Raw genomic sequence first — 14,079 nt, forward strand, 5'->3', positions numbered from 1 at the left:
AGCAATGTTTCCTCCTGTCCACACTCAATGCCAAGCCGCATATTCACTAGGCCTCATGCCCATTTCCCGTTTAAACAGCTTGATGAAATAACTTTTGTTGGCATATCCCAAATACTCGGAGATCTCTTCCACTGTCTTTTCAGATTGGTTAAGCAGCTCCTTTGCCTTCTGAAGCTTTAGCATATTTACATATTCAATGAAGTTCTGGTTTGTTTCCCGTTTGAATAAGCGGCTGAAATAACTGGCATTTAAGTTAAGGCGGCCTGCCATGTCCTCCAGCGTTATTTTCTCCGTCACATGACTAATCACGAACTGCTGGGCTTTGATGACTTCACTCCGTTTAGACTTGATGGAGAACATACTTATTTTCCGCGCTAATTCCTCCAAGTACTGCACCAGCCATTGTTCCAAATGCTCCAGAGTTTCAATGTCACCAACCACGCTAAATAGCTTTTCTTCGGTTATAGGCAATGGAGATTGCAGAAGCTGTTTCGTCTTCATCTGCAAGTCCATCAGCAAGCGAAGCACACATTCCTTGACTTCATTCGGATGGAATTTTTGCGAGGCCACCCATTCCCTCCATTCCTTTACATGAACGCGAAGCTCCGTGTTCCTGTTCAAGGCAATATCATCATTGATAACAGCGTACAAGGTTCCATATTCAGCATAAATATCTTCTCCGGAAAAGCAGACTTCTTCAAAACGGTGAATTCCCGCCGCAGGGAGATAAAAGCGCTGTATTTTCTCCTTCAGCATCCGCTGCAATGTTCCGCGAATTTCCTCAGGACTGCGCGCCTCAGCGCCAAATAAGCAAGAGACAGAAAGTTTAAGATATTTCTGAACCGCAGAGGCTGCATTTTGAATGGAGTGATAGATTGCCTGGTGATCTTTGGAAGGCTGGTCGCTACAAAAGAGAATGACTATCTCCTTATGGCTGTATCTCGAAATAAACAGACTGTGATCAGCCTCAAGCACTTCCTGCATAATATTCTCAACCGCAAAAGAAATCGTATATTCACTCATCCGTCGCACCCTTGAAGCTTCCTCTGGACGGTCAATTACAATAACCAGCGGGATATAGTTTTTGGCATGGATCATAATTCCGTTTGATCGGGCCTGCTCGATCCAAGCCCCCTTGTCCCAGGATTGATACAAGGTATCTTTTAGAAACTTTTCCTTCAGCGCGGCGCGATTTTGAGACTGCTTTTGCTTATAAACCAGCATCTCCGTATGCTGCTGCCTATTCAGTCCCACTTCCGCCACAAGGGTTCTAATCGCTTGCTGTAACTGCTCAATATCCAGTGATTCCTTTAAAATATATTCTCCTACGTTTAATTTCAGCGCTTGCTGGGCGTATTTGAATTCGTTGTGGCAGGAGAGAATAATCGCACGGATTCCGGGCTGCACAGCTCTGAATAGCTCCAGCATCTCCAGCCCGTTCATCTTGGGCATGCCAATATCGGTAATAATGAGATCTGGTGGACTCTGCTGTGCTTTTTCCCAAGCCTCGAGACCGCTATAATAACAACCGATGAGTTCAATACCGAGCTCACTCCAAGGTACGGCCTGCGACAAATAACGGATAACCGGATAGTCATCATCCACCAATATTGCCGTCAGCATTCTCCACACCCACCTTTCCGTAATCCAGAGGAAACTCCAGACAAATCTCCGTGCCCACATCAGGTTCACTTTGAATATTCAGCTTAAAAGAAGCGCCATAAATCATACTGAGGCGTTGGGCCACATTGCGTAAACCTATGCCGGAGAACCCTTTTCTGTCCTCCTCTGTAATTTGTTCGCTGCTGTATGCGGTTTCACGAAGTCTTGTTAAAGTTTCCGGTGACATCCCGATCCCATTATCCTTAATGGTGATAACCAAGCTTCCCGTAGTTGCAACAATACGAGCTTCAATAAAAATCTCGCCACCAAACTGCTCGAAGCCATGGATGATGGCATTCTCGATCATGGGTTGAATCATAAATCGAGGCACCAGTGCTTCAGCGCTCCCGTCCGCTAAATTCATTTCCAGCCTGACCTGATTGGCATGGCGGAAATTCATTAAAGTGACATAATGCGATATCGTATCTGTCTCCTCACGAAGCGGGATAAACTCATTGTCCCTGTTAAAGGTCATACGGAGCAAAGACGACAGCGAACCAATCAACTCAGCATTCTCCCGATCGCCTTGCATCAGAATATTTAAGCGAATCGAATTCAGCAGATTAAACATAAAATGTGGATTGATCTGCGCTTGTAGCATCTCTAGTTCGGCTTTTCTTTTTCCCGTCTGTTCATAAGTGATTTGTTCAATCATAGACTCGATCCGATCTAGCATCTGGTCAATGGTGCGGGCGAGCTGTGCTGCCTCATTATTCCCTCGAATGAACGAACGTTCATCTAACTGACCACGACCTATTCGCTTTACAAAAGCGCTTAATTTTACGATAGGCTGAGTCAGCTTTGAGATTAGAACGGTTAAGAGAACGGAAAACAAAGTAAAGAAAAGAATCTGCACCGCCAGGCTGATAAATAAAATCTGCTTATTTTTTGACAAGGCTGCCTTCAGCGGGATAATGCTGACCATCCGCCATTTGTTGCTGCTCAGCTCCTGATCAACATATAAAAACTTCTCTCCGTCGATTTCCACAGTGTCAAGCTCGCCATCCTTTTTCAACCACGTCATCGTCTCTCCGATTCGGGCCTTATCAGCATGGGAAACTACAGTTCCCTTGTCATCCAAAAGCATCATCTCTTTATCATTATCGTTATTTAGATAAGGACGGAGCTTGCGCTCATTGATATTAATAATTAAATATCCGATGGTACTGCTAGAGGTCGATTGAATCGGCCTTGCAATGGTTACCCAATCAGCTGAGCCTTTATCAGAATAATTGTAGTACGTATCGTGCTCCGCTCTCCAATAAGTCGAGATGGGTTGAATTTGTTTCAGCAACGATGTCCAATTCTTGTTGTAGAAATTACTCGGATTAAAGTCACTGTAAGGATAGCTGGTATAAATAAGACCATTTTTTCCGATTAACGTCACCTTCAAATATTCTGTTAAAACAAACATATCATCCAGCATCCGCGACATACGGTTATACTGAATGATCTGCTTTGGTGCACGGAGCGACTCTGAATCGGCAGACATCATCTGCCTGATCTCGCTGTTCTGGAGCACAAAGTTGGACTGTTCCAGTGTCTGTTCAAATATGGCATTCATATTGGCGCTGGCTGCATTTAAAGATTCTCTTGCGCTACCAACCGCTTTCTCCAGAATGAGATCCCGGGTCAAATAATCAGTAACCATGTAAATGCAGATCAGCGGGATCAGGACGCAGATCAGCGATGACCAGACAAGTTTCTTACGGAGGGATAGATGCTTTCTAAACACGGATTACAGGCCCCACATCTGTTTGAATTTGGAGCAGGAGGCAGAAATGCTTTCCTGCCCCCACATTATAAGCCCCCTTTGAAAAGCGTACAATCAGCCTCCGCTTACTTTCCGCTATTGTTCTGAACAACTTCCGTTATTTTTTTATCGATATTGGCAACTGTGACATCCAGATCCTGTTGGCCTAGGAGATACATCTCCGCTTCTGGAATAACGTTGTTCTTAGCTTCATCCGCATATTTAGCCGGAACCTGCGTTGCACCAGGTGTCGAGTTCTCCATCGTATATTTCAGAGAATCGACGTCAATCTTAGAGGCATCCTTAGAACCACTCACAATTGTATCCACTAATTTGTTCGTATCCGATTTGGCCCAGCCAGAGAAAACGCGTCCACCGATTTCCAGTCCTTCTGAGGTATACCAGCGCACAAAGGTATAGGCAGCTTCCTTATGCTTGGATTTAGCGGCTATTCCCATGTAGGTCGGCTGTACGGGCGAGTAGTGTTTGCTCTCACTGTCAAGTCGGGGAATCGGCGCAAACGCGGTAACAAAGGTTGCCGGAATGGCATCCGTTCCACCCGATTCCGCAACCATCCAGTCGCCCATCGGAAGCATCGCTGCTAAACCGTTAAAATACTGATTCCGGTAGGCTAGTTTTTGCGAAATAATATCCTCATAAGGAGTGGCACTCTTATCTTCGTACATCATTTTCTTCATCATCTGCAGATTAGCCTTAAATTGCGGGTCAAGTGCATTGGAGGTTCCATCAGCTTTTAGAAAAGTATTATCCGTAGACTTGCTCATCAGCTGGAGCTGGAAATAATCCGGCCAATTATGCAGATATGCGCCAAAACGTTTCGTTGCGCCCTCACCCTTGGTCAATTTCTTGGCATACTCTTCGAAATCCGCCCATGTCCAGTCGGTCGGAACCGGAAGGCCCGCCTCATCTAACATTTCTTTGTTAAGGAGCACGAACCAGCGCTGCATGGAAGACGGTAATGCATAGATTTTGCCATTGACCGTAGTGTCCACCAGATATTCATCTGCGAGCTTATAACCTTCCTTCTGAATATAGTCATCCATCGGTTCCAACAAACCGATATCTGCACGCTGTGAATAGTTGGTATAAGGCAGTTCGACAATATCCAGCGGATCGCTCGCAGCCGCCATCAAATCCAGCTTCTGCATAGAGGCTACCGAATCACCTTTTTCATTCAGCAAATCTACTTCCACATGAATATCGGGATGCGTCTTCTCAAACTCCGCGATAATCGTGCTCCATTTCGCTTTGGCTTCTGTCTGCCAGGTGCTCAGCTTCAGGGTAACCTTCTCTGCTGCAGGCTTTGAATTTCCACCAGCATCGGGTGCATTAGTCGCTTCTGCATTATTGGTTTTCGCATTTCCGCCGCAAGCGGCCAATGATAACGCCATCGATGTGATGATGAATGCAGATAATAATTTCTTTTTCATATAGACCCTCCTATAAATGTGTTGGGCATTACTCGCTTAATAACCAGCTACTATGTAACTGCTTACAAGAACATCCTAACATGCAGGATTGACGAGGAAAGTTCTCATATTCTACCGAAGAGAAACTATTTTGACTTTTATTATCCTTTCACACCTCCGAGGGCAATTCCCTCAATAACCTGCTTCTGCCCGAGAGCAAAAATGATCAGCAACGGCAGAATTGCAGATACCGCACCAGCCATCATGAGTGAATAGACATCCCCGTATTGGTCCCCGAACAACCGGATCCCCAGCTGAATCGTGAACAGCTCCTTGGACTTCAAAAAAATGAGTGGATATTGATAGTCGTTCCAGGTCCAAATAAAGCGCAAAATAGCATAAGTAGCTACAGCGGGACGGATCAGCGGAAAGGCAATCTGTAGAAAAGAGCGAAAATGCCCTGCTCCATCCATCCGCGCCGATTCAAGATACTCGTTGTTTACCCCCATAAAAAATTGCTTGAGCATAAACGCTCCAATAATACTAAAGCTGTTAATCAGGATCAATCCCAAATGTGTGTCAATTAAATTCAGCCAGTTAAACAGTAGAAACTGTGGAACCAACGAAGCCTGCGGAGGAACCATATAAAGTGCCAATACAACTATAAACATCGCATCCCTGCCCGGAAAACGCAGCTTGGAGAACCCATAAGCAGCAAGTGCGCATATCAGCACATTAATTATAGTCGTAGCCAGCGTAATATAAATGGAATTTCCATAATAGCGAGCGAAATCACCCGACCATACCTGTTTATAATTTTCTATGAGGTTCCACTGCTGTGGCAACCATTGAATCGGAAAGTTAAACACATCTTTCTCCAGCTTAAAGGAAGTGGATAACATCCATAGGAACGGTAAAAGAAATGCAATCCCTAGCAGTCCCATGGCGATGGTCCAGAAGGTTCTGGATAGAAGCTCTTTTTTCACTGTAATTTCTCCTTTCTGCCTTTAATAGTTGACCCATTTTTTTTGCGCCAACATCTGCAAGGCTGTAATGATCAGGCAAATAAGGAACAGAACGAGTGCCATGCTAGAGGCGTAACCTGTCTTCAGCTGATTGAAGGCTGTATCATATAACTCGTAGACGATAACGGTCGTGGAGTTAGCCGGTCCACCCTGGGTCAATACTTGTATCAGATCAAAGATTTTAAATGAGCCGATAACCCCTGTTACCAGCAGGAAAAAGGTAGTTGGCGAAATGCAGGGAACCGTGATGTTGCGGAATTTGCGCCAGACGTTGGCACCATCAATATCAGCTGCTTCATAAAGATCCTTTGGAATACTCTGTAAACCTGCAATAAAAATAATAATGTTGTAACCGAGCTGAATCCAGACTTGAATCAACATCAGCGACGGCAGAGCATAATGGATATCAGCTAACCATTTGGGTGGGTTGTTCCACCCCAGTGACATCAGGAATTGATTGACGGGTCCCAGCGAAGGGTGAAACATAACCTGCCAAACCATAGCGATGGCTACTACACTGGAAATGTACGGAAGGAAATAAATTACTTTAAACAAATCCTTCAGAAAAACCTGTTTATCAATCAGGATAGCCAGCAGCAGGGCAACGATGATCGTAACCGGTACTGTGATAATAAAGAGCAAATTGTTCAGCAAGCTTTTCATAAAAGCATCATCATGAAACAGCCTGATGAAATTATCCACGCCCGCGAACTTAATCCCCCCTAACCCAGCCACAAAGTTCCAGTCCGTGAAGCTTAACAGCAGTGAGCCCAGCACCGGGATCAACGTCAAGATGATCAGCCCAAGCATAAGCGGAGCAACGAATAAATATCCCGCCATCGCTTCGCGCGTGTCCATGTTAAGATGAAACCTTTTTTTGCGTATCATAGTTCTCCTCCTTTACTTATCCATAATTGTAGAAAAAGTAAGCAGTCATCATAAGAACTAGAATTGTTCATTTTGGAACGAATTTTACCGATCCAGCAGTTTTATATTCCTTTTGCACAACGCAAAAAAAGCGCGAGCTAAGCTCCCGCAGCAAACAAAATCCATATTGAGTTTTACATAAAGCAATCGCGTTATCCCGACGTAACCTCTACAGCGCCTTTTCCATCCCCGCCCGCACTATTCAGTTTTTTCCGAAAAATCATAAACAAAACCACACCCATCACACTCGTTATTACCTCAGTCACAGTCATCGACCAAATCACACCGTGCAGGCCAAAAATAGAATGCAATACGATAATCATCGGTATAAATAATACACCTTGGCTTATCGCCATAATAGTAGTGGGTGTGCCTTGCCCTGTTGCTTGAAAAATGCTCATAAATAATCCGGTAAATCCATTAAATAAAGCGGAGATCAGCATAGCTGCCAAAATATAAGTTCCCATGCTTAGCACAGAAGGATCGCCTGAAAACCAATGAAGAATCGTTCCTCTAAACACATATACTAGACTCACAAAAATAACTGCAATGCTGCCTATATATGCAAAAGCGTATTTGATGCTGGATTTAAGTCTCTCCGTATTTTTACTAGCAAAGTTAAAAGCAAATAGCGGAATCAATCCCAAAAATAAACCCATCGATAAAAATTCTGGAATCTGCACAATTCTTAAAGCCACACCAAATCCGGCGACCACACTCTCCCCATATTGAATGGAATAGTTATTTAACAAAAGCGTGCTGACAATTAAAAAACTGGCTTGCAATAGCTCCGCTGTACCTATTTTATAAACCTCAAGCTGATCTCGTACAGATATCTTGAAATGCTTCAAAAATCCTCTTAAATGCTCACTTTTCGTTTCCAAAAAGTAAATATAATAAATGGCAGAGCCCAAATTTGCTAAAACCATAGCCAAAGCAGCTCCGGCAACATGCCAATTCAGCACGAGAATAAATAAAGGATCAAAAATCAAACTTAAAGCCGTACTGATAAAAATACCATACATTGATTCCTTCGAGGCCCCTTCCGAACGGACCAGTTGTTCCAATGCAAAATTAAGCACAACAGCAAATCCGCCTGCAAAAAGAGTGAGCGCGTAAGACTTCGTAAAGTCTAAGGTAGCAGCATCTGCACCAAGCATTCGCGTGATCGGATTAATAGCTAACCAAGCGATGAGCGCGATAAGAAGCCCCACTACAATACTCCCGTAAAAAGTATATCCGGCAACCTTTTTCCCTTTTTCCGTCTCTTTTTGCCCCGCCAAGCGGGTTACAAACGTTCCTCCGCCTACCCCCAATACATTTCCAAAAGCCATTAAAACGGTAAAAATAGGCAGGCCCAGCGTGATTGCGGTCAGCATACTTGTATTGTGCAATAAGCCGATGAAGTAAGCATTGATTACATTATAAATAGTACCCACAGACATCCCAATCATCATGGGAATCGATAAATGAGCGATCGCTTTTTTCATGGGCGCCGACTCTAAATAATATTGATTTGAGAACTCATTTGTCATAAGTGAACCTCCGAACGTTTATAAACTCGAACTAACTTTTTGAAGTAAAGACTTTAGGGTTGCAGTTTCTTCCGGACTAAGCGCCTTAGTAATGCTTGCTTCTACCTCAGAGAAAATCTCATTGAACTCTTCCACTAAAAGAGCACCTTTTTCCAATACAAAAATACTCTTTTGACGTTCATCATTTTCAGGAGTGACACGCTGGATATACCCTTTCTTCTCCAACCCCTGAAGCATACTGGTGATGCTCGCCCCCTTCCTGTTAAAGACCTCCGCTAAATCCTTCTGAATAACCCCTTCTGCTTGATTCTCAAAAATATAGCCGATCATGCGGCCTTGTTGTGAGTTCAGACCTAACTCATTTAACCTGGTGTCAGCTTTACCTTTTATTTTTATCCCAATCTCTCGTATTAAATTAGAAAATGGTGTGTCTACAACGGGTTTGTTCATTGTTATTTCCTCCTCTTGCGGATTAGTTAGAACTCTAAGTAACATCATTATCATAATAGTTAGAACTCTAACTGTCAAGGTTCTAACTAAATACAAAAAAACTCCTCTCCAGCACTTGTCGGCAGACAGGTACTGAAGAGGAGTTTTTAGAGAAAATTACATCACTAGTTCTTCTAGGTTTCCGAATAAGACTTTTTTCGATTCCAACTTGGAGGCATTGCCGACAACTGTGAAATAATTTTGTTCCGTCACAGCCTTAAGCAAATCGGCATACTGTCTGATGTCTTCCGGTGTGGTCGACAAGATTTCATCCCGTTCCTGCTGCAGCTCGGCCCCGGTTACCTGCTCAAAATAATGCCGGTCCGCCCGCCGTCCCTGAGCGCTTGGGCTCAGCGGCTGGTCCAGCATGGACAGGGTGCCGATAACTGCTTTGGTCATCTCGTCGGCATCCGCTTCATATCCTTCGGTGAATCGGTACGCCTGATCATAAACCTCCAGCGTCTCCTGCAAATTGGGATCACGGTAGGAAGTGAACATCAATATCCCATCTCTGCGCAGCATCAGGCTTCCGCCATAAGCTCCGCCCTTCACGCGCACGGCATTCCACAGATAGGTGAGGCTCATGATTTTTTTGAGCACCTGCATTTTGCCGGAATACGTAAATCCCAGCTTGTTGAAGTCGTAGCCTTTAACCACATATTGCACCTGGCTGGAAGACATAAAACCTTCATTATCCGCATGCCCCTGCGCCGTAATCTTAGGTTTATTCACCACTGGCCGATCCTGAATATCCAGCTTCGCTACATTAGCGGCAAATTCTTCATACAAATCAGGGGTACCCGTCACGCTGATGATTAAATTCTGTTTATTGAATAAAACCGCACAGATATCCTTCAGCGTGTCTGCCACCTCAGCTCCCTGCTGATCGATCTTCTCGGCAAGCTCACGGATAAAGCGGTAATAGGCCACACCACCCTGTTGTTCCTGATACGCTCCCATGTCCGAAAAATAAGACATCAGGCGGCTGGCCGCGATTTCATTGCCTTTTTGGTTCAGAACCGATTCCATCTGCGAAGCTTCCCGGCGCACGATTTCCTGTAGCTTCGTCAGGTTATCGAGCGCGCTGGTATAGAGCAGCTCGCGCAGCAGATCCAGCGATTCGCCAATATGCCCCGCCATCACCTTAACCTGCGCAGTGAATTTAGGCTGATAACTGGCTCCAGTATCTTTTGCAGCGCCAAAGATCTCATTTTTGAAATGAATGCCTCCGGTTTTCATCCCAATTTCACTAGTGAGCTCTTCAATGCTGTAAGAAGCTGTCTCCATTTGGCCCAATACCTCTGCCAGCAGCACAAGATAAGGAATTTGCTCAGGAGCCACAACACTCGTATCCCAATAAAACTTGCAATACGCAATCTTTTGAGTAGATACGTCATGATGGATCAGCTTTAGACCCTCAAGGTTATATTCATGGGATGGCACCTGAGGTTCAGCACTGCGGTTAATGTGCTGTAGAGATAAACTTGGCAGCTTCTGCAAATCCTCGGCAGCATCTGCACGGCCTTGCCGCGCCAGAAGATGTTGTGTACTCTGCACAAGCTGCTCCAGCTGGTCTGGTTGCTGTGATGATTTGTATTCACTTAATTGACGCTGGGTGCTCGCTTCCTTGTCGGCTGCAATCGTCTTGGACGGGTTCAGCACCACCAGACTGCAATGATCACTATTCAGTAAGTAGACCTCAATCAGCTTCTCAAAATAACGATCCGTTATTTTTTCCCGAATGGTAGTGAATACCTCTTCATAAAGCATATGAGTAGACGGCTGACCGTCATAGAGCCAGGACTTCATCACTTCGATATTGTAAGTAAGTCCCTTTGGATATCGGCTAAAGTCCGCTTCCCGCAGTTCAAATTCCTTGCTGTTGACCGCCGCCAGCACCAGCTTCTCATCCAGCCCGTTCTTAACCAAGCTGCTTAATGTGGTCTTCACCAGCTCCACGAAGGCATCTTTGGCGGAGGCGTTCGAATGTGTCAGGGTAATACCAAGCAGCGGCTGAACCATACTGTCGGAATAAAAAGCAAAGGCATCTTTACCCAGACCGCTTTCCAGCAGGACTTGCTTAAGCGGAGCTGCGTTGCTGTCCATTAGCATGCTTTTCAAAATATCAAAAGCCAGATTCAGTTCCCGATCCGTAGAGGTTCCAATTACATAGTTCAGACTCAAATAAGTTTTGTCGTCGGCCGTTTCTGCTTCCAGAATCGGATAATCCGCTACCAGCTCCGTCATTCCGGTAGGCTGTTGTAGGGGAATGAAGGTATCAAAGCTGTTTTTTTCATAACGGCTAAGGTATTCCTGGTCTATAAATTGCAGCTTCTCTTCAATAGAGACGTCTCCGTACAGATAAAAATAACTGTTGGACGGATGATAATAGTTGCTGTGCGCCTTAAGGAATTGCTCATACGTAAGCGCAGGAATCTCCTGCGGATCTCCACCTGAAGAATGGCGGTAAATCGTGTCTGGATATAACGACTTTTTGATCCTGTCCATCAGCACTGTAAACGGCGAGGAATAGGAACCCTTCATCTCGTTGTAAACCACGCCTTTATAGATCAACTCGTCTTCTGTTTGCTGAAGCTCGTAATGCCAGCCCTCTTGCTCAAAAATCTCCTTTTGCTTATAAATATTCGGCTGAAAGACACTATCCAGGTAGACCTCCATCAGATTGGAGAAATCCTGCTCATTCCGGCTCGCCACCGGATACATCGTCTTATCCCCGAACGTAAATGCGTTCAGGAATGTCTGCATCGAACCCTTTAGCAATTCTACAAAAGGTTCCTTCACCGGATATTTCTCCGAACCACATAATACAGAATGCTCCAAAATATGAAAGACCCCTGTACTATCTTCAGGCGGGGTCCTGAAGCTCACGCTGAATACCTTGTTGTCATCCTGATTCTGCACGAAAAGCAGCCTGGCGCCGCTCTTCAGATGTTCCATCGTGAATACGGCGGAATCGATCTCCCGGATAAATTCCTCATTAACGACCTGAAATCCATAATATATGTTGCCTGTGATCAAGCGGCTCATAGATTTGCCTCCTCTGCACTGGATGTGATAACTCTATCTGAAGCTTATCATATCCCTGGACGTTTATTCCATTAATAGAAGGCTTCCGGGATTAATTTCTGCAGTCTGACTAAAATTGCCGCTGCCTGCTCACGCACCAGAATCTGCTTAGGATCGAAACGGCCCCCGCTGCCGGTCATTACTTCATGTTCATTCACGGCCTGAATCGCCTGGCAGCTCGCCTCTGACAAACTGGAAGTATCGGCAAACTTCACACGGTCCGGGCTGCCGTACGTAGACAACCGGGCAGCTTTGGTTACCATATCCGCCGCTTCTTCCCGCGTAATACCGCGGTCCGGTTCGAACTTGCCGGCTGAAGAGCTGATAATGCCCAGCTCCTCAGCCTTGGCGATGGTACCGCTGTACCATTTGTCCGCCGGAACATCCTTAAAGCTAGAAGTGGCCTTGGCATCGGGGAACTCATGCAATAGCCGCAACAGCAGGGTCAGAAATTCAGCCCGGGTCAGCTTCTGCTTAGGAGCCAGCACATTTCCGCTGGCACTCACGCCCTGAATATATCCGCTGCTGAGCGCTGTTGCGATATCCAAACGTGCCCAAGCTGCGACTTTATTGGCATCCGTAAAGCTGGCCAATTCCGGGGAAGAGACATGCAGCGCAAACGTCCGTTTGGAAAGTGCTGGAGCAGCATCTTTACGGTATTTGGTGACTTGCACAGGATAGACACCGGGCTTCATGCCGGCAAAAGACACCTTTCCCGTGCTGTCTGCCACTACGCTTTTTCCTTGAAGTGTCACAGTAGCACCGAAAGCCGGAAGACCGCCCAGCTGACCGTTTGACTTGGTGATATGGAGGGAAAACGGCATATTGGCGCTTGCGTATCCACCCATTTCCTGGCCGTTTTTATCTTTCCATTTCACTTCCATCCGGTCAAGCAGTTCTGTATCATCCGCGTAGTAAACAAGCAGCTGATCCCCATTGCCTATTGTCAGTCTGTACGGGCTATTCTCAGGATACATCCATGCACTACCCCCGCTGAATACAGCAATCTTCCATTCTCCGCGTCCATTGTATCGCCCGTTCTGAATCCCTTCTATAGCTGTGAAGGCCGGTTTAGCTGCATCCGCATTCAGCTTATACGCCAGACCCTTCGCCTGTAAAAAAGCTGCCGCTGCCTTCACAGCATCTCCGCCAACAATATGCCCCCCGGCAAGGGTGCCACCGGGTCCTTCGACCTGAATCGTTGCCCGGTCAAGTCCAGCATGATGTAGTCCGCTATACAGCATGCCAGCCTGCTTGGAAAGCAGCTTATAGGAAGTCAGGGCAAGGTAGGCTTGCACAGTAGCGGGACTATCGTTTCCGCCGCCTGCTGTCTGCGCAAAGCCGCCACCCGGAAGCTTCTGCGCCAGCAAATGGTCCAGCAACGAGGCTCCGCCTTCCTTGGTGAAATCTGCTGCATCAACTCCCTGCGAGGATAAAGCAACAATCACCTGCGCTGTCGTCGTAGTTTTACCATCGAATCCTCCGTCTAGCTGCTGCATGCTCTTAAGCCACTGCAAAGCCTTCTCAATCGGCTGCGCAGTTTGTTCTGAACTCACTTCCGAAGCAAGTGCCGTCAGTACCCAGGCAGTAGCTACCAGATCTCCTTGCTTCTGCCCGGCCAGCGGCCAGCTGCCATCCGCTAGCTGCATATCAAGCAGCTGATAAAACAGCAAATCGGGGTAACGGTTTGTCCGCTCCAATGAATTTGAAATGGAGTTCTTCGAGGTAATATAGGCGGCTGCTACCGCTGCTGCCCCTTCCGAATCAATTCCGTCATGATTCATCAGGAATGGATAAAGATCAATACCCGCGATGTTGTTGATGTTGCCCCCCGCAGCACTGTAAGCCAACGCTGTTCGAGTTAGCTCTGCCACCTTGGTGAACTTGCCCCGCTGTTCCAGAATCTTATCGGCAGTCTGCTCCAGATATCCCTTGGGCAGACTGCGCCCATTCTTGAAGAAACCTACGGCTGCTTCGTCCGGGAATGGCTGTATCGTCAGCAGCACATTCTGCGCCTCTTCCAAGGTACTCTGCATCTCCGCTGTGAATACCGCGGTTGTCTTTTGTGCCGGAGACGGCTCCGCCATTACCCTGCCACTCAGCAATACAAGCAAAATACATAATGCGGTAAGTGTAACCTTCCTTATCATCCTGTTTATGGGTGTTGCTCT

General features: G+C 46.1%; 9 protein-coding genes. All 9 read right to left on the bottom strand.

The window, feature by feature from the left end:
• Window positions 1–24 precede the first annotated feature (24 nt).
• Entirely contained in the window at window positions 25–1,623 is a 1,599-nt protein-coding gene (locus tag MKX34_RS23385; RefSeq protein ID WP_076100510.1) for a helix-turn-helix domain-containing protein, read from the bottom strand.
• Complete coding sequence (locus MKX34_RS23390; protein ID WP_076296283.1) at window positions 1,598–3,397, bottom strand: sensor histidine kinase; 1,800 nt, start codon at window positions 3,395–3,397, stop codon at window positions 1,598–1,600. The genes MKX34_RS23385 and MKX34_RS23390 overlap by 26 nt, the downstream gene beginning before the upstream one ends.
• Before the next feature lie 104 nt (window positions 3,398–3,501).
• Entirely contained in the window at window positions 3,502–4,866 is a 1,365-nt protein-coding gene (locus MKX34_RS23395; RefSeq protein WP_076296282.1) for an extracellular solute-binding protein, read from the bottom strand.
• A 140-nt stretch (window positions 4,867–5,006) separates the two neighbouring features.
• The gene (locus MKX34_RS23400) at window positions 5,007–5,789 is read right to left on the bottom strand and encodes a carbohydrate ABC transporter permease (RefSeq protein ID WP_052097522.1); all 783 of its coding nucleotides are present in this window, start codon (window positions 5,787–5,789) and stop codon (window positions 5,007–5,009) included.
• Window positions 5,790–5,852: 63 nt separating this feature from the next.
• Window positions 5,853–6,758: a sugar ABC transporter permease gene (locus MKX34_RS23405; protein WP_036683142.1), complete on the bottom strand. Its 906-nt coding sequence runs from the start codon at window positions 6,756–6,758 to the stop codon at window positions 5,853–5,855.
• Between the two features lie 191 nt (window positions 6,759–6,949).
• Complete coding sequence (locus MKX34_RS23410; RefSeq protein WP_076296281.1) at window positions 6,950–8,332, bottom strand: MATE family efflux transporter; 1,383 nt, start codon at window positions 8,330–8,332, stop codon at window positions 6,950–6,952.
• 18 nt (window positions 8,333–8,350) lie between these two features.
• The gene (locus tag MKX34_RS23415) at window positions 8,351–8,782 is read right to left on the bottom strand and encodes a MarR family transcriptional regulator (RefSeq protein WP_076296280.1); all 432 of its coding nucleotides are present in this window, start codon (window positions 8,780–8,782) and stop codon (window positions 8,351–8,353) included.
• Between the two features lie 156 nt (window positions 8,783–8,938).
• Entirely contained in the window at window positions 8,939–11,869 is a 2,931-nt protein-coding gene (locus tag MKX34_RS23420; protein ID WP_076296279.1) for an insulinase family protein, read from the bottom strand.
• Window positions 11,870–11,940: 71 nt separating this feature from the next.
• Window positions 11,941–14,058: an S-layer homology domain-containing protein gene (locus MKX34_RS23425; protein ID WP_339203546.1), complete on the bottom strand. Its 2,118-nt coding sequence runs from the start codon at window positions 14,056–14,058 to the stop codon at window positions 11,941–11,943.
• Between the last annotated feature and the right edge of the window lie 21 nt (window positions 14,059–14,079).

Origin of the sequence: Paenibacillus sp. FSL R5-0636 (assembly GCF_037974255.1) — a bacterium.
GTDB lineage: Bacteria > Bacillota > Bacilli > Paenibacillales > Paenibacillaceae > Paenibacillus_AQ > Paenibacillus_AQ odorifer.